Origin of the sequence: Methanosarcina barkeri MS, assembly GCF_000970025.1 — an archaeon.
Classification (GTDB): domain Archaea; phylum Halobacteriota; class Methanosarcinia; order Methanosarcinales; family Methanosarcinaceae; genus Methanosarcina; species Methanosarcina barkeri.
On the sequence record NZ_CP009528.1, the window covers coordinates 2,953,391 to 2,971,048 of the forward strand.

Annotated in this window: 12 protein-coding genes; 8 read left to right on the forward strand and 4 right to left on the reverse strand. The window is 40.0% G+C overall.

The window, feature by feature from the left end; all coding sequences use genetic code 11:
* Positions 1-73 precede the first annotated feature (73 nt).
* Both MSBRM_RS11860 and MSBRM_RS11865 read left to right on the forward strand, forming a co-directional pair.
* Entirely contained in the window at positions 74-1,033 is a 960-nt protein-coding gene (locus MSBRM_RS11860; RefSeq protein ID WP_052712875.1) for an SIR2 family NAD-dependent protein deacylase, read from the forward strand.
* Entirely contained in the window at positions 1,023-2,726 is a 1,704-nt protein-coding gene (locus tag MSBRM_RS11865) for an nSTAND1 domain-containing NTPase (protein ID WP_048157073.1), read from the forward strand. Before MSBRM_RS11860 ends, MSBRM_RS11865 begins: the two co-directional genes overlap by 11 nt.
* Positions 2,727-2,782: 56 nt before the next feature.
* On the opposite strand, the gene MSBRM_RS11870 is transcribed toward MSBRM_RS11865, so the two are convergent.
* The gene (locus MSBRM_RS11870; protein ID WP_048155834.1) at positions 2,783-3,775 is read right to left on the reverse strand and encodes an IS701 family transposase; all 993 of its coding nucleotides are present in this window, start codon (positions 3,773-3,775) and stop codon (positions 2,783-2,785) included.
* Between the two features lie 50 nt (positions 3,776-3,825).
* On the opposite strand from MSBRM_RS11870, the gene MSBRM_RS11875 reads away from it, so the two are divergent.
* The 3 genes from MSBRM_RS11875 to MSBRM_RS11885 all read left to right on the forward strand — a co-directional run bounded on the left by MSBRM_RS11875 (position 3,826) and on the right by MSBRM_RS11885 (position 8,334).
* On the forward strand, positions 3,826-5,904 hold the full coding sequence (locus MSBRM_RS11875; protein ID WP_394298328.1) for a WD40 repeat domain-containing protein: 2,079 nt from the start codon (positions 3,826-3,828) through the stop codon (positions 5,902-5,904).
* Between the two features lie 308 nt (positions 5,905-6,212).
* Positions 6,213-7,412 (forward strand): tetratricopeptide repeat protein, encoded by a 1,200-nt coding sequence (locus MSBRM_RS11880; protein WP_052712877.1) that lies wholly within the window; start codon positions 6,213-6,215, stop codon positions 7,410-7,412.
* 559 nt (positions 7,413-7,971) lie between these two features.
* Complete coding sequence (locus tag MSBRM_RS11885) at positions 7,972-8,334, forward strand: hypothetical protein (protein WP_048116536.1); 363 nt, start codon at positions 7,972-7,974, stop codon at positions 8,332-8,334.
* A 590-nt stretch (positions 8,335-8,924) separates the two neighbouring features.
* On the opposite strand, the gene MSBRM_RS11890 is transcribed toward MSBRM_RS11885, so the two are convergent.
* The 3 genes from MSBRM_RS11890 to MSBRM_RS11900 all read right to left on the reverse strand — a co-directional run bounded on the left by MSBRM_RS11890 (position 8,925) and on the right by MSBRM_RS11900 (position 12,285).
* On the reverse strand, positions 8,925-9,287 hold the full coding sequence (locus MSBRM_RS11890; RefSeq protein ID WP_048116535.1) for a DUF3147 family protein: 363 nt from the start codon (positions 9,285-9,287) through the stop codon (positions 8,925-8,927).
* Between the two features lie 90 nt (positions 9,288-9,377).
* Positions 9,378-10,298 (reverse strand): D-aminoacyl-tRNA deacylase, encoded by a 921-nt coding sequence (locus MSBRM_RS11895; RefSeq protein ID WP_048116533.1) that lies wholly within the window; start codon positions 10,296-10,298, stop codon positions 9,378-9,380.
* 466 nt (positions 10,299-10,764) lie between these two features.
* Entirely contained in the window at positions 10,765-12,285 is a 1,521-nt protein-coding gene (locus MSBRM_RS11900; protein ID WP_048116530.1) for a glutamine synthetase family protein, read from the reverse strand.
* A 460-nt stretch (positions 12,286-12,745) separates the two neighbouring features.
* Here MSBRM_RS11900 and MSBRM_RS11905 point away from each other — a divergent pair, with 460 nt between their 5' ends.
* From MSBRM_RS11905 to MSBRM_RS11915, 3 genes are all read left to right on the forward strand, one after another.
* Positions 12,746-13,927, forward strand: coding sequence for an FprA family A-type flavoprotein (locus MSBRM_RS11905; protein ID WP_048122666.1), 1,182 nt, complete (start codon positions 12,746-12,748; stop codon positions 13,925-13,927).
* A 353-nt stretch (positions 13,928-14,280) separates the two neighbouring features.
* A complete protein-coding gene (locus MSBRM_RS11910; protein ID WP_048116527.1) occupies positions 14,281-15,549 on the forward strand; it encodes an APC family permease in 1,269 nt (422 codons plus the stop codon).
* A 525-nt stretch (positions 15,550-16,074) separates the two neighbouring features.
* A complete protein-coding gene (locus MSBRM_RS11915) occupies positions 16,075-17,247 on the forward strand; it encodes a type III PLP-dependent enzyme (RefSeq protein WP_048116523.1) in 1,173 nt (390 codons plus the stop codon).
* The last annotated feature ends 411 nt before the right edge of the window (positions 17,248-17,658 follow it).

The window sequence follows — 17,658 nt, forward strand, 5'->3', positions numbered from 1 at the left end:
TTTGAAATTAACATTGCTTATTATCCAAATGGAGAAATGGTTTGAACTTTAAACTTTGTGGGGGATTTTAGTAATGTCAAATAAGCTGGAAGATGAGGATTGGGACCTCCTTCTTCGAAGAATCAAGGATGGAAAGTGTACTCCTTTTCTTGGAGCCGGAGTTTGTGCTGGAAAGATTCCTGTTTATTCTCAGATTGCAAGTAAATGGGCAAAAGATTACGACTACCCAATGAAAGATTCTGATGACTTAATACAGGTGGCTCAGTTTGTGGCGGTGACCGCAGACACTATGACTCCAAAGGAAGAAATATGTAAAAAAATAAGAGAAAAGTTAAAAGAAGTCGCACCAAGTTACTTCGATAATCCTTATGAACTTCATAGAGTGCTGGCCGATCTTCCACTGCCAGTTTATATCACCACAAATTACGATGACCTTATGGAGCAAGCTCTTAAAAGCCGTGACAAAACACCAATCCAGGAAATATGTCGGTGGAATAAATACGCCATGCAATTCAAACGAACATCATCAGATTATGTTCCTACTCGGGAAAAACCTTTGGTATTTCACCTCTATGGTACCTATGAAATAAAAGGGTCGCTGGTTCTAACAGAGTATGACTATCTGGATTTCCTTGCTGCCATATCAAGGACTGCCACATTAAGTAAGCAAAACATTCTTCCACTGCGTATTCAGGAAGCATTTACAGACACATCTCTTCTTTTTCTAGGCTACAGGATAGCTGATTGGGATTTTCATGTTCTATTCCGGATTCTTGCTGACTATTTAAAAGAAAGAGATAGAATGCACATATCCGTGCAGCTCGTGCCAGGGAATGTTTCTGAGGATCGAAAAGAAAAAGCTCAGAAATATCTGATAAAATATTTTTCGGATCTTAATATCCACGTATACTGGCAAGATTGCTGCGAATTTGTCAAAGAATTGAGAAAACGATGGACAGAGAAAGAAAGGGCAGAGAAAGAACAAGCAGAGAAAGAATGGGCAGAGAAGGAGGCTTTTAATCATGGTACCTGAATTCCAGGCTTATGTGGGCCCTCGACCTTTTGAAGAGAAAGATGAAGGTATTTTTTTCGGAAGAGCCCGTGAAGTTCGAGATCTTCTGTCCACAGTCATCGCACATCGTTTGGTTCTCGTCTATGCCCAGTCGGGTGCAGGTAAGACTTCCATTATCAATGCCGGACTTATTCCTCTTCTGAAGGGAAAACAGATTGAAGTTTTCCCGGTGGCGCGAGTCAAAGGCACAATTTTGGAAAATACAAAAACTGACGAGATTTCGAACATATATGTCTTTAATACACTCACAAGCTGGGTTGAAGACGAGTATAATGTTAAGCGCTTGGCTAAAATGAAACTTGTTGATTTTTTGAATGCACGAGAGCATAAGATGGATGACTATGGTATGCCATTACGCCGTGCCGTTATCTTCGATCAGTTTGAGGAAATCTTCTCTTTGTATCAGGACCGCTGGAAAGATAGAGAGGGCTTCTTTGAGCAAGTAAACACTGCTCTGGAAGCAGATCCCCTTTTAAGGGTGGTTTTTGTCATTCGGGAAGATTTTATAGCTCAGCTAGATCCTTATGAAGATCCTCTTCCCGAAAGGATGTGGACGCGTTTTCACATGGAGCGGCTGCACCGTGAGGATGCGCTGCTTGCGATCAAAGAACCGGTGAAAAAAGCTGATCGCTTTTTTGCAGAAGGTGTGGCAGAAAAACTTGTCGACGATTTGCTGAAGATTCGAGTTGAGACAATGCCAGGCAAGACCGCTGAAGTACCAGGCGAGTTCATAGAAGCTGTACAACTTCAGATAGTATGCCAGAAACTCTGGAAGGAATTACCTCCAGATGAAAAGCAAATTACATTTCAGCACCTGAAAACCTATGGCAATGTAGAAGAGGTACTTTCCAGGTTTTACGAAGAGGCTATAAGGACAGCGACAGAGAAAGCCGGCATTGATGAGGAGGGCCTGCGCAGATTATGCGATAAAAAGCTGATCACGGAGACAGGGACACGAGGAATGGTGTACCGGGCTCCAGAGTCAACCTGTGGTGTTCCCAATGCATCCATTGACGTGCTTGAAAGCATGCACCTCATTAGAGCAGAATGGCGGGCAGGTGCGCGCTGGTATGAACTCGCACACGACAGTTTTATCAAACCGATACAAGATTCTAATAAGGTTTTTAATGATGAACTGACAGAGAAAAAAAGGGTAGAGGAAAAGAGGGCAGAGAAAGAAAAGCTAGAGAAAGAATGGGCTGAAAAAGAAAGGGCAGAGAAAGAACGACTAGAGAAAGAGTGGGCAGAGAAAGAACGACTAGAGAAAGAAAGGAGAAGAAGCCGCATTATTAAAGTACTTGCAGTTTTTTCAATTGCCATTTTAATTCTAGCCGGATTTGCAGTATATCTGTGGATTAACGCTGAAGAAAAGAATAAAGAAGCTCGCGTTTCATACTTAAATTTACAATCTAATACTCTTCGGGGAGATCCCAAGAATTTAGATATAAGTGTTCTTCTCGCTATTGAATCATTTCAAATTAGTAGGAAGTTGAATGATGATTTCTTGACGCGCCTGTCAATTTTGGGGTTTACTAATAGGCTGGATGCTGAGCAGTTAATGTTGGAAGCTGAGCAGTTAATACGTCAGGAATTATTATTCATACCGCATCGTGGTGTGGTTCTGAGCCATGATGGTCCGGTATATAACGTTTAGGAGTTACGCAGTTGGCTCCTAGCATATTGTTTTTTCCAAACTTTCAAATATTTGAATTAATTTAACGTGTATTGGGGATTCCTTAAGTATTCTGTCACTGCCACTCTTCTAATTTTCATAGCACTTTCAAACCAGGATATTCCACTTTTGATTCTTTGTAATTCCAGTCTAAGAAAAGCTCTTAATGAGAACATTATATGTGCTCTTTGTGATTCTTCCTTTCTTGCCTGACATTTTTCGACACCACAGAACTGTTTTATTCCCCTATGATATTCCTCAATTTTCCATGACTTCTTTGCCAAATCTTCACGTTTTGCTTCATCCATCTCTTGCACATCTGTAACCCAGTGTTGCGTGTCTCCATTTTTTGAAACTATCCTAAACACCTTTACAAATCCATATGCTTTGAGGTGAACCACACGTCCTTTTGGAGGAATATCTACTGTTTCAAGTGGCACATTTCCCTTGTTGTCAGGATTTACCAAACGATTATTTTTCAATCTTGTAAGGAAATGCCACTCTTTCTGTCTAATGGCTTTAAGGTTTTTCACACTTGCATACCATGTATCAAATAAAACGAATTTGGGATTAAAACCACGTTCTTCGGCCTTGTCAAGCATATCACGGAAATGGTCATTCTTTGTTTTGTCGTCTACATCGATGTTATAAATTCGAAAATCGATAGGTATAACGGTTGTACCGTCAGTCCAAACTAAGGTAACCAGGCCTATTCCCTTTACAGTACGATGATGTTTTCCACTCCACATACGACGAACAAAAGCAATTTCTTCTGCGTATGGTTTATCTAATGTTGAATCATCAACAATTAGGTATCCTCCCTTAAGCTTGACATAACTTTTTACTTCCTCCCATAGTGCTTCCGTGTCTGGAGGTTGCCTTTGAAGGCAACGAGTAAAAGCATCATGAGAAGGAGCATTAGCTATGTCTGGATAACATCTAGCAGCTTCAGTACAGCTAAAAACGTTAGAAGCCGCAATGAGAAAATTAATGTAGTCAATGTCGGTACACTTAGGTGGATTTATGTCCATAACTCCGTACGTTTTTAGAGAAACACTAAGCCATAAGTATATTTATAAAGATATCAAGTTTTCGGCATTTTAACTGCGTAAGTCCTAACGTTGTGTTCAGCTCCAATGGGAAATACGTAGCTACGGCAAGTCGTGGCAATACGTCATGTATATGGGATGCAGCTACAGGTGAACAAATTTTTGTTCTGAGCCATGATGGTCAGGTAAATGATATTAATTTCAGTTCGGATGGAAAATATATCGCAACGGCGAGCAATGATAATACGTCATGCGTATGGGATGCAGTTACAGGTAAAAAAATTTTTGTTCTGAATCATACTGGTGCGGTAGCTGATGTTGTGTTCAGCCCTGATGGAAAATACATAGCTACGGTAAGTTATGACAATACAGCACGTTTATGGGATACAGCTACAGGTAAACAAATTTTTGTTCTGAGCCATGATGGTCCAGTAAATGACGTTGTGTTCAGTCCTGATGGGAAATACGTAGCTACGGCGAGTGATGACAACACAGCACGTTTATGGAACGCATATACAGGTGAACAAATTTTTGTTCTGAACCATGATGGTCTGGTATATAATGTTGTATTCAGTCCTGATGGAAAATACATTGCTACGGCGAGTTTTGACAGTACAGCATGCGTATGGAACGCATATACAGGTGAACAAATTTTTGCTCTTAAACATGACAGTTTAACGTATAATGGTGAGGTGAAGAGTGTTGTATTTAGTCCTGATGGAAAATACATCGCTACGGCGAGTAATGACAATACAGCACGTTTATGGAACGCATATACAGGTGAACAAATTTTTGTTCGGCAACATAGTAATTGGGTGAATGATGTTGTGTTCAGTCCCGATGGAAAGTACATTGCTACAGCGAGCGGTGACAATACATCACGCGTATATGACGCATTTAAAGGTAAACTAATTTTTGTTCTGAACCATGATGATTGGGTGAAGAATGTTGTATTCAGTCCTGATGGAAAATACATAGCTACAGCGAGTGGTGACAAAACTGCACGTTTATGGGATACAGCTACAGAAGTTCTAAACCATAATGATACAGTGAATAATGTTGTGTTCAGTCCTGATGGAAAATACATAGCTACAGCGAGTGATGACAACACAGCACGTTTATGGAACGCATATACAGATAAAGAAATTTTTGTTCTGAGCCATGATGCTCTGGTAGCTGATGTTGTGTTCAGTCCTGATGGAAAATACATCGCTACGGCGAGTTATGACAATACATCACGCGTATGGAATGCAGCTACAGGTAAACAAATTACTGTTCTGAACCATGATGGTTGGGTGACTAGTGTTGCATTCAGTTCTGATGGAAAATACGTAGCCACGGCGAGTTTAGACAACACAGCACGCATATGGAATGCATCTACAGATGAACAAATTTTTGTTCTGAACCATAGTAATTGGGTAAAGAAGGTTGCCTTCAGCCCTGACGGAAAATACATTGCTACGGCGAGTTGTGATAATACATCACGTTTATGGGATGTATCAACAGGTAAAGAAATTTTTGTTCTGAGCCATGATGATTGGGTGAATAATGTTGCTTTCAGTCCTGATGGAAAATACATCGTAACAGCGAGTGGTGACAACACATCATGCGTATGGAACGCATCTACAGGTAAACAAATTTTTGTTCTGAGCCATGATGGTCCAGTAAATGATGTTGTGTTCAGCCCTGATGGAAAATACATAGCTACAGCAAGCAAGGACAACACAGCACGCATATGGGATGCAGCTACAGGTAAAGCTTTTGTTCTGAGCCATGATGGTTGGGTGAATGACGTTGTGTTCAGTCCTGATGGAAAATATATCGCTACGGCTAGTAATGACCATAAAGCACGCATATGGGATGCAGCTACAGGTAAACAAGCTTTTGTTCTGAGCCATGATGGTTGGGTGAATGACGTTGTGTTCAGTCCTGATAGAAAATACATTGCTACGGCGAGTGCTGATAGTACTGCAAGGCTGTGGACGTGTAGCACTAAAGAAGATCTTATAAATGAAGCCAGCAATCGTTTAACCCGAAATCTCCTCCCCGAAGAATGGGAAGAATATATGGGTGATGAGCCTTATCACAAAACGTTTCCAAATTTACCATAAATGTTTCAAATATAGGACTTACGCACTTGAAGCACAAAATCAAGTACAACAGAAGTTATAGTTGAATTTATGCTTTAGACAGTTAAATTTTTAATGCTATTTATTTTTTCATTCAACCGCGTAAGTCATAATTAATATAAAAGTAGGGTAATAGGTCAGAAAGTAGTTCATTTTATACAAACGTCTTATTTTATAAAAGTATATTTATATATATAGTTTGTCATGTATTATATGTGTAATCTCTATCATGTATGTATAATCTTATCCTTTTTTATTACAAATATACAAGTCATATTGGGAGGCGTAAAATGAAAGAAATGATATGTGGTAAAACACGCAAAGGATATGCCCTCATAATGGTTTTAGGAATAACGACGCTGGCACTTTTAATACTGGAAAGTATCACAGGCGCAGCAGATACAGGAAATGATTCGGCTATTTCGCAGAATGCTACATTTTGGTATAACAAAGGAGTTGCCCTTGATAGTATGAGTAAATATAATGAGTCAATCCAAGCTTATGATAAAGCCATAGAGATAAACCCGAACTATTCCTTTGCCTGGAATAACAAAGGCGATGCCCTTTCTAATTTAGGTAAATATAATGAGTCAATCCAAGCTTATGATAAAGTTATAGAGATATACCCGAACTATTCCTTTGTCTGGAATAACAAAGGCGATGCCCTTTCTAATTTAGGTAAATATAATGAGTCAATCCAAGCTTATGATAAAGCTATAGAGATAGACCCGAAAGATTTACATGCCTGGAATAGCAAGGGCATAGCTTTTGATGAGATGGGTAAATATGAAGAAGCAATCCAAATTTATGATAAAGTTATAGAAATAGACCCAAACTATTTCTATGCCTGGTATAACAAAGGCATCGCCCTTTCTGATTTAGGTAGATATAATGAGTCAATCCAAGCTTATGATAAAGCCATAGAGATAAAACCAAACTATTCCTTTGCCTGGAATAACAAAGGTGTTGCTCTTGATAATTTGGGTAGATATGAGGAAGCAATCCAAGCTTATGATAAAGCCATAGAGATAAAACCAAACTATTCTTTTGCCTGGAATAACAAAGGTAATGTCCTTTCTGATTTAGGTAAATATAATGAGTCAATCCAAGCTTATGATAAAGCCATAGAAATAGACCCGAAAGATTCCGATACTTGGTATAACAAAGGTAATGCCCTTTCTGATTTAGGTAAATATAATGAGTCAATCCAAGCTTATGATAAGGTCATAGAGATAGACCCAAATTATTTCAACGCCTGGTATAACAAAGGTGTTGTTCTTGATAATTGGGGTAAATATGAAGAAGCAGTCCAAGTTTATGCTAAAGCCATAGAAATAAACCCAAAAGATTCTGATGCCTGGCATAACAAGGGTATTGCTCTTGATAAACTTGGCAGGCATGAAAAAGCGGTGGTATGCTACAACAAAGCTAAAGAGGTTAACACAACAACAATCTTCCCTCTAGAGAATAACACGACAACAATTGTCTGATGATGGACAGAGAGCAGAACATCTCACATAGGCAATATTATTATAATAATAGTTCTCAAAGTGTCTTTGCTTGGTTGTAATTTCAGAGTATTTCGAGAAAGTTCAATATTTGGCAGGTTGTTTAAATAAATATATAAACAATTTATTTTGTCAAATGCTTATCAAATATTTTACAAGATATGAATGATGGATCGTGAAGTCTGTTGCTGAAAATCGCAAGCTTAAAAGAAGATATCAAACCTGGACAAACAACATAAATCTGGAGACGTTTTAATATTTTCGAGTTTTTGACGATGGCGGTTAACTGCCAGCAGAATCAATGCCAATTTTTGATTATCTCAAAAATATTAAAAAATCTCGAATAGGAAGAAACAATAAGCGAAGGTCAATCCGTAATGACCGAATAAAGGTTCAAAATTTGCCTTATCGTGAAAGCGTGCTAACTTGTTTCATGGTGTCGACGTATCATAAAACGATAAACAAAAAAATGGAGGGACAAGAAATACGAAGAAAAATATTGGAGAGAGATATACTCTCTCCAATATAGGGTGTAGAGAACATGAGAAAAGATATAAAATTGATAGTGATAATGCTGTTAATCTGCGCCTTAATTGAGATAGCATCGGCCTCGATGTCTAATCCACAAGGTGGTTCCAACAATCGGCAAGTTTCCGAGTCCGCATCCCCACCTTCCGCTGATATAATGGCGAAAACCAGCATGCAAGGCGAAAACTTGCAGTTGAAAGCGGAAAAAGTTGCCGATATCAACTGGCAAAGCGCCTCCTCCAAAGCTAAAGGAGGTAAACATACCACAAAAACGGATTTCCGTTCCCGTGTGGAAGATAGCTCCAGCAAAACATCCAGAGACGAAGATGTAAAAACCTCTGCCTCAGGCAATACCAACAAACAACAGGGCACCTGATTAACGCATTAACAAAAACCCAGACAGCTCTAAATTGGAGAGAAAAACACTAACAGGCTATGAAGTAGTTTAGGACTCACGCATTTGAGGTACAAAATCAAATTCAATAGGCCTTATGGTTAGATTTGTGTTTTATACAGTTAAGGGCTTAATGCTATTGATTTCTCAGTTCAACCGCGTAAGTCCTAAAATATTTCAAACTCATCTCTATGAATTAAATTTTATTGGATAATAAGTATTTTTGTTGATATTTTATAGTGTTTTGATACTAAGGAATGAAGAAGATATAATTTCACGATTTCTGGTATCTATATTGCCTTGGGCAACGTATATAAAACCATTTCAAAAATGAATATTTGAAATTATATTTTTATCATTCCTAAAGTAAAAGCACCGCTAAAGATACAGTTTATGAACAAGAACAAAGAGTAACTCAATTCATAGAAATGGAGTTCTGGTTATGAAAAGATATCAACAAACCAGAACTCTGTACCAAATACTGTAAATCCAGAAAGATAATATTATTCAGATATTATAAAAGAAAATTTGACCACAACCTTTCTAAAAGAAAGCTTGGCCAAAGATTTTTTTCAGAATCTGAACCACACAAAGTAGATTGCAGGAGCAAGCATAGCCCAGAGGAGAAGCGAGTAAACCAGCCCTTTTTTCCACCCGGACCTGAGAATAAAATAACTTGCAGCAAGAGCGCAGCAAATGTCTGCCAGCATTCCCACAAGTGCACCTTTAGAAAGCTGTTCTGAGATCAGGAGCAGTTCACTTCCCTTATAATCTATGCTCAGGCCCAGAATTGCTGCCAGATATACTGCGGGAAAAGCTGCAAAAACTCCTCCCAACCTGCCTCCGAACTTCTTTGCAACAATTGCGGAAATCGCAACAGCGCTTCCTCCAAAAAGAAAGCGGAGGAGAACCGGAAGTAGCTCTATGTTCAGCATTGTATCCCTTTCTGTGTACTGGAGTGCTCCAGATACGCAGTAACACAATTTTTCTGGAGAATTGAACTTGTTATAAAGTTTGTTTTAATGTTAATTTTCATATTTTTCCCTGATCTCTGATTCTTTAAGGACACTGAGCCCCAGTTTCTCAAGGATTTTGGAAATCTTTTTCCTTTCTTCACTTTTCATGGATTTCCGGTCAAAATAAGCAAAATCAGCCTTTGATTTTTCAATTGCTTGCCTGATCAGGGCTTCATCCACAAATTCAAGCTTGTACTTGGGAAAATTGTGCCCAAAAGAGATTTTGGTTTCAAACAAAAGCTTTGTCTGGCGCATGGCATAATGTCCCCCTCCAAAACCAATGGCAACAGGCACTTTTTCAAGGGAGACTGCAAGGATAGCTTTTGCAGCAACCTCGCCTGCCTCAGGATCATTCCACTGCACTTCAGTGCTTCCTATTTCGGCATAAAGGGAAGGAACTGAAAGTTCAGTCGGCCCATGGTGGGTCACTTCAAGAGTAACATCGTATTTAAGGCCTTTTTGCTCAGCCAGGCGCTTCATTTCCGAAAGGATGGATTTCATAGCAGCCGGAGAAGAGACTGCAAGAGATTTTGGGCAACCTCCAAGCCTTACATCGTCTGAGGGGTTTCCTGTGCAGTGTACGGTAAGGGAAGAAATCTCCTCTTTGCTCCGGTGTTTGGATGCGAAAATTATAAGAGAAGCTGGCAACCCCGCATTTTCAAGTTTTCTGTCGAGTCCGTCCTGGAAGACATGCGTTTCCTCAATATCAACGAGTCTGAATTTTCCGTCCTGCGATTCCCTGGCTGCAGAGAATCCGGAATTTTCAGGAAGCTCTAAGAGTTTCCATTCTATGAGGTTTAAAAGTTGGGTCTTAATGTTCTGGCTGGCAAGATCGGGGGCAGAACAGATGATTGTTATTTTGGGGATCGGGGTTTCGGAGAGGTTTTTTTCCTGTCTATCGGGGTTTTCTGGATTGCTGTTTTCTGTCATTTCTGATCAATTCGAGTCCTTATCACTTTACGTTCCCTATAGATTTCGTTAAGATAGATAAAGCCAACCCCGTAACCGCACGGTCTGGTGTAAACCTGAATAGACTATGAAGTGTTACCTTGAAAAATTAGAATCGGATAAAACCCGAGAAAAAACGGGAAAAATAGAGAAAGCACGAAAAATCCGGAAAAGAAAGTCCCTATATTAAGAACCGAGGTAAAATCTGAGGTAAAAAGCTTAAGCGAAGAGTAAAAAGAGATCTGAAGTAAAAAACAGTGCGAACCGTAAGCGAAAAGTAACGGAATATCTGGTAAAAGCAGCAAGAAGCTTACTTTTTTCAGAAAACTTGACAGAATACTGCTTTTAGAAAATTTTCAGAAAAATATTATTGGCAGAACCCTGCTCCCTGAGAAGCAGGACTCTGCATTTTTCTGTGGAAAAAGATTTTTAATGTACTGAAACAGGATTATCCAATGTGGATGTAAGAGTCCACAAGTTTCCTGATTTCTTCGTTCTTACCGTAGAGTCTCTCACTAAGCTGGTTGTCGTCAAGGCTTTCAAGGTACTTTATGTTGTCATCGATCATACCTTCGGTGAAGACATCATACTCCATGAAGACGTCTTTCAGCTTCTTCAGGGCCTGAGCGGACTCGTAGCAGGATGCAGGCAGGTGCTCAAGCTGGGCAAGCCTGTCCTTGTGTTCATCCTTGAAAATGTTGACATCAATGTAGAGCTTCTTTGCAACATCAAGGGCATTGTCCATTTCAAAGCCGTGGCGGATACCTACAGCAAAGGATGCCATCAGGAGGTAAAGGTCAGCTGATGGGTCAGCGGCACGGAATTCAAAAGTAGACTTGTAGCTGTGGCTCTTGAACTCTTCGCTATAGTTCGGGTTGGCGAGAGCTACCATCTTGCTGGATTCTTCAGAGAACCAGCCAAGAGGCACGCGGATCAGAGCAGAGCGGTTCCTGTCTCCCCAGCAGATGTTGGTAGGAGCTTCCTGGTGAGGTACAAGACGCAGGTAGGATGTAGGAATTCTGTTTCCAAAAGCAGTAATTCCTGCTGCAATGTCAAGAATTCCGGCTATTGCAATTTTTGCAGTGTCGCTAACTCCACCGTTCTCGACCATGACGCTCTTTCCGTCCTTCAGGAGCTTCATGTGGACGTGCAGTCCGCTTCCAGCTTTTCCGACAGTAATCTTTGGAGCAAAGCTTACAATTACACCGTACTGGTCGGCAAGCATCCTGAGCATCCACTTTGCGATAAGCAGACGATCGACAGTGTTCTCAAGTGAATCAGTCTCAAATTCGATTTCGTTCTGCTCGTAGTAGTATTTATCGTCAGTAAAGTTTCCGACTTCTGAGTGCCCATATTTGATTTTTCCGCCAGCTTCGGAGATGTACATCATTGCTTCCTTTCTGAGCTGGTCGAATTTGGTGAAGGGATTGGATTCGTGGTATCCTTGTTGGTCAACGGCTGGGAAAGCCATATTGACGTCTTCTTTGTTGGCGATGATGTAGTATTCGAGTTCGCCCATTGACTGAAGTTCATAGCCTGTCTTCTCGGTCAGGACCTGGGCAGCTTTCTTCATGACGGTTTCGGAAGAGCTTGCGAGAGGATTTCCGTCTTTGTCGAAGTAGGAACAGAGGATATCCAGGGTTGGGATTTCTTCAAAAGGATTCACGAAGGCAGTCCTGTATTTAGGAAGGACATAGAGGTCGCTTGAGTCTGCTTCGATGTATGTAAAAAGGCTTGATCCATCGACTCTCTCACCAGCGGAAAGCAAGTTGTCAAGATGTTCTTCGTCTCTGATCACAAAGGCGAGAGCTTTGAGTCTTCCATCTCCACCAATATAACGGAAAGTCAGCATCTTAATGCCGTTTTCCTTTATGAACTTAATAATGTCGTCTTTGGTGAATTCGCTTGCTGGTTTGTTGAGGTACTGTACCAGTTTATTAGGATTTAATTCTACGGATGATGCTTTCATAATTATCCCTTCTTTTTTTTAACTGCAATGTTCTAGGTAACCGTAATATTTTAGGTATTAAAGCCTCATTTCAATACCGAATATTTTTCAGGCTCAAGGATTGCCACATTGGCCATAATTTTGTTAACTCTTGCCTGCTAGGAAGAAGATAACTTACTGCTGTCTATATAAAGTTTTTCTTTTTTTAATTTTTCCATAAAAATACTATAAAAAAAGAGAAGGCAATACAGCTTCATTTTAATTTATTAAAAGTTACCTTTTCCTTACCGAGTTAAAACGCCAGTTAAAATCTAAGGTTTTACCAGTTAAGGGTTTTGCCTAATAAATATATCGGACAAATACAATATAGTCATAAAATTAGTCGTTAAATAAATCCAGTTCTCGGATTGATAGATGCAGACAAACTTGCATGCTTCTTATTTCGAGCCGTTTTACTGCTTGGGGGAATGGAGGTAAAAATATGGAGATTTACAGTGTTCCTGAAATTGCTAAAGATGTATTCTGGGTTGGGGCAAAAGACTGGAGCCGCAGAATGTTTGATGCTCTGGTTCCGCTGCCTCAGGGGACAAGCTACAACGCGTATCTTGTAAAAGGAGAAGAAAAAACAGCACTTATTGATACCGTGAACCCTGGTTTTGAAGAGGAGTTCGAAGAGAAAATAAACCTGGTTTCCAGCCTGGAAAAACTGGACTACCTGATTATGAATCATGCCGAACCCGATCACGCCAGTGCAATTCGTTTTATTATGGACCGGACTCCTGACTCGGTGCTTGTTACCACAGAAAGAGGCGTGAAAATGGCAAGCCTTTACCATGACCTGCCAGACGATCGGGTTAAAGTCGTTGCCGATGGAAATACTATTGATTTGGGAGGAAAAAACCTGCACTTTATCGAAGCTCCCTGGCTCCACTGGCCTGAAACCATGTTCACATACCTACCTGAAGGCAGGGTCCTATTCCCATGTGATTTCTTTGGGGCTCACACAGCTCAGGGCGTTTATGATGAGGACCTAGAAGAACTTATTCCTCTTGCAAAAAGCTATTATGGGGAAATCATGATGCCTTTTGGAAAAATGGGGGCAAAAGCCCTTGAAAAAATTAAGGATCTTGATATCGCAATTATTGCGCCGAGTCACGGACCTATCTATAAGAACCCTCAGCGTATACTTGAACCCTACGCAAAATGGACTACAGGGAAGACCGAAAATAAAGCCCTTATTGTCTATGTGAGTATGTGGGGCTCCACAAAAATAATGGTCAGGACAATCGCAGAAACCTTACTGAAAGAAGGTATAGATGTCAGAATCTATGACCTTGAAGTTGCGAATACAGGAGATATTGCAAGAGAACTGGTTGATTCCCGCGCTGTTATCCTTGGAACTCCAACCGTCCTTGCAGGCATGCATCCTCTTGCCCTTTACGGCACTTACCTGGTAAAAGCTCTCAAGCCACCTGCAAAATATGGGGTTATACTTGGATCTTTCGGCTGGGGTGGAGGCGCTCTGAAGCAAGCAGGAGAAATTCTGGTTCCCTCGAAGATGGAAATTGTTGGAACCCTTCAGGTAAAGGGCAAACCCAGGGAAGAAGATTTGAATAAAGTGGAGGAAATCGGCCTAGAACTCGCCAGGAAAATGAAATTATAACCTGAAAATATGTACATTAAAACCTGAAAATATGTACATTAAAACCTGAAAATATGTACATTAAAACCTGAAAATATTTATTTTAAGCTTGCGTGTAGGGTCTCTCTCAGCCTAGTAAATTCCGGCCAGTCTATCCTGGACCTTACTTATTTTTTTCAGCAGCCTTCCGTGGAGCTACTTAATGGTAAAACTTCTAAATTCTCGAAAAGAGAATTTTTGAGAACCAGTTAATAGAAAGTAATCACAGCTTCTCATAGGATAGTCTTTCTGACAGGTAAATGTTCCACTTTTATTATTTATTACTTTTATTATTTTTGTACTTGAGTTTTTCAAGTTTTGACGCGGGGCTTATTATGAAAGGGGAGTCAGAACTGAAAAAGGAACTAAATCTGCTGGAGGTTACTCTGGTAGCAATTGGCAATATTCTAGGAGCCGGAATCTACGTACTTATGGGAAAAGCTGCAGGGCTTGCAGGCAATATGGTCTGGTTTTCTTTTCTGTTTGCCGGAGCAACGGCCACACTTTCTGCCTTTAGTTATATGGAACTCGCTTCCATGTTTCCGGGGGCTGGAGCAGAATACGGGTTCGTAAGAAGAGCTTTTGGAGAACGTATTGGCCTGTTTATTGGGCTACTTGTCATATATTTTGTAGCAATAACGAGTTCTGCTGTTGCCCTCGGGTTTGGCAGGTATTTTAGCAACCTTTTCGGGAATGGATATTTGATAGGAACTTTAGGCCTGTTTATCTTTCTCAGCCTCATCATGGTTTACGGGATCAAGGAATCTGCCAGGCTTGCTATTTTCATAAGTTTTATCGAAGTGTCAGGTCTTCTAATTGTAATTTATACAGGTCTTCCTTACCTTGGAACGGTAAATTATCTCGAAGCTACAGACCTGGCAGGAATATTCCAGGCTTCAACTCTGATTTTTTTCGCATTTCTCGGTTTTGAAGATATTGTACGATTATCACAGGAAACAAAAAAAGCCGAAAAGACAACTCCAAAAGCCCTGCTTATTGCCATCTTTGTTACGGTTTTCCTGTACATATGCGTGGCAGTAACTGCCGTAAGCGTGCTTGACTTTCGGGTTCTTGGACTTTCAGGTGCTCCCCTTGCAGATGTTGTGGCTATTTCTCTGGGAAATAAGGCTTTTGTCCTCATGTCCTGGATCGCTCTTTTTTCCACTATGAATACTGTACTTGTGGTCATGCTTGGCGGGTCAAGGATTGTATATGGCATGGCAGATTCAGGGACTCTTCCTAACTTTTTTTCACGAGTGCACCCCAGTTACCGGACACCATGGGTCGCAATTTTAGGAGTTTCCTTTCTTTCAGCCCTGTTTACGCTATTCAAGGATGTTGCAATCGTAGCAAATATTTCTAATTTTATGATTTTTATTATCTTTTTTATGGTCAATCTCTCTCTGATAAAACTTCGTTATACTAACCCCGGAAGAAGTCGCCCTTTTAAGGTTCCCCTGAATATTGGCCGTTTTCCCTTGATCCCGTTTCTTGGAGCACTTTCGACTGTATTTCTTTTTTTTCAATTAAGTCTGGAAGTTATAACTTATGGTCTCGTGTTTGTAGGAATCGGGATACTGATAGTGCTGTTCAGAACCAGATAAAATCGGCCGGAACATAATAAATTTATTTTTAAACTTTATAAATCTGGCTTTTTATGAAATGGATTAAAATGAGTTGCTTCTAAATAATATGGATAAAAAAAAGGTTTATAACCTTTTAATCGCTTAATTAAACTTCTATTTTCTTTTGAATCCGTAATGTTTCTTTTTGGAATAAAAATCGTTTTTGAATATTCTGAAAATATCTAAGATTTCTCGTGTCTTCTACGCAGATAAATGGATTTTTGGTGACTTTAATGCAAAAAAAAGAGTTAATTAGATCTTTTATTAAGATATGACTATTTTTAGTAAACATCTATTGATTTCAGTGATTTTCATGTCTTGATATTCGCCGAGAATTAGTTTTATATACATAAAATCCTATTTGAATCGCTTTATTTCGTTCATTATCAAAATAATTGGTTTTAAACTGAATAATCATTACAAATAATTAAGATACTAAAAATTATTAACTAGTATGCATATAGTTTGAGCATATATCAGTTTTAATTTTAGAAGGGAGTAGCCATGAGAAAAGAGCACTATGTGTTTCCGCTGGAGGATTTCATCTCAAGAGATGATTTTAACCGAATCAAAAAGTTCTCCCGCGGTAAAGAAACTCCATTTTTAACTGTTAACCTGCAGAAGATAGAGCAAAGCTATGACGAGCTTGTAGAACACATGCCCTTTGCAAAAATTCACTATGCTGTAAAGGCTAACCCCATGGATGAGGTTGTGCTTGCCCTGAAAAGTAAAGGCTCCAATTTTGATGTAGCAACGGTTTATGAACTTGATCAGCTTCTCAGGCTTGGGGTAGAATCTGAAAGAATCAGTTACGGCAATACTATCAAAAAAGAGAAAGACATAGAGTACGCGTATGAAAAAGGAGTGAGGCTTTACGTTACTGATTCTGACAGCGATCTGAAAAAGTTAGCTAGAAAAGCCCCTGGTTCAAGAGTATTTTTCCGTGTCCTTACTGAAAGCGACGGGGCTGACTGGCCTCTCTCAAAGAAATTTGGTGCACACCCCGACCTGATATATAAGCTCATTATGAAGGCTGAAAAGTTAGGGCTTGAGCCTTATGGGCTTTCTTTTCATGTTGGTTCCCAGCAGAGGGACATTGGCCAGTGGGACAATGCCATCTCCAAATGTAAGTATCTTTTTGAGGCAGTAGCTGAAAAAGGTATACATCTGAAAATGATCAACCTTGGTGGAGGTTTTCCTGCAAAATACCAGGATCAGGCTCATGACCTGGAGACCTATGCTGGAGAAATCCGCCGCTTTTTACATGAAGACTTTGGAGAAGAGCTACCTGAAATTATTATAGAACCCGGACGTTCACTGGTTGCCAATGCCGGCATAATAGTAAGCGAAGTTGTAATGATCTCCAAAAAAGCCAGATTCAACCAGTACAAATGGGTTTATCTTGACATTGGCAAATTCGGGGGCCTTATAGAAACCCTTGATGAATGCATCAAATACCCCATTTTCTGTGATAAAAAGGGTTGTGCCGAAGAAGTAATTCTTGCAGGTCCGACCTGTGACAGTATGGATATTCTGTATGAGCATCACAAGTATACATTTCCTCACACCATGCGAGAAGGAAACCGCGTATACATCTTTACGACAGGCGCCTATACCCAGAGCTACAGTTCTGTGTGTTTTAACGGTTTCCCCCCACTTAAAACCTATCTTATTTGAAAACCTACTAAAAGACTAATTAAAATGGCTGGAGCACTAAAGGGCTTGAATGACCCAGGTCTCCACCCTTTTCTGCAACCAATATACATATCTTCCGAGTCCCCTTTTGCTTCGCTCAAAAAAGCTGAATTACGGGCAAGAAAAATATATTTTCAATAATCCTTTTCAAACAACCCTTTTGAAAAAACTGCTTGCCCGCAACCCTTTTAAAAAAAAGGCTTGACCGAAAATCCGAGAAACGTTTGAGTTTGATGACCTGGTCCAAACCCTATCGGCGTAATCAAACATTGCAACGGTTGTGGTTCTAAAGATATAGCTTCTTACAACTCCCACCGTTAAAACAGCAGGAAATCTACGGCATTTCAACCGAGGCTATACTGCCCTAGAACCACTGTTTATATTGTTATCGCT

Bases quoted from the DNA above. Each gene is read 5' to 3' on its own strand.
- MSBRM_RS11860 (WP_052712875.1), top strand. From the start codon at position 74: ATGTCAAATAAGCTGGAAGATGAGGATTGGGACCTCCTTCTTCGAAGA.
- MSBRM_RS11865 (WP_048157073.1), top strand. From the start codon at position 1,023: ATGGTACCTGAATTCCAGGCTTATGTGGGCCCTCGACCTTTTGAAGAG.
- MSBRM_RS11870 (WP_048155834.1), bottom strand. From the start codon at position 3,775: ATGGACATAAATCCACCTAAGTGTACCGACATTGACTACATTAATTTT.
- MSBRM_RS11880 (WP_052712877.1), top strand. From the start codon at position 6,213: ATGAAAGAAATGATATGTGGTAAAACACGCAAAGGATATGCCCTCATA.
- MSBRM_RS11885 (WP_048116536.1), top strand. From the start codon at position 7,972: ATGAGAAAAGATATAAAATTGATAGTGATAATGCTGTTAATCTGCGCC.
- MSBRM_RS11890 (WP_048116535.1), bottom strand. From the start codon at position 9,287: ATGCTGAACATAGAGCTACTTCCGGTTCTCCTCCGCTTTCTTTTTGGA.
- MSBRM_RS11895 (WP_048116533.1), bottom strand. From the start codon at position 10,298: ATGACAGAAAACAGCAATCCAGAAAACCCCGATAGACAGGAAAAAAAC.
- MSBRM_RS11900 (WP_048116530.1), bottom strand. From the start codon at position 12,285: ATGAAAGCATCATCCGTAGAATTAAATCCTAATAAACTGGTACAGTAC.
- MSBRM_RS11905 (WP_048122666.1), top strand. From the start codon at position 12,746: ATGGAGATTTACAGTGTTCCTGAAATTGCTAAAGATGTATTCTGGGTT.
- MSBRM_RS11910 (WP_048116527.1), top strand. From the start codon at position 14,281: ATGAAAGGGGAGTCAGAACTGAAAAAGGAACTAAATCTGCTGGAGGTT.
- MSBRM_RS11915 (WP_048116523.1), top strand. From the start codon at position 16,075: ATGAGAAAAGAGCACTATGTGTTTCCGCTGGAGGATTTCATCTCAAGA.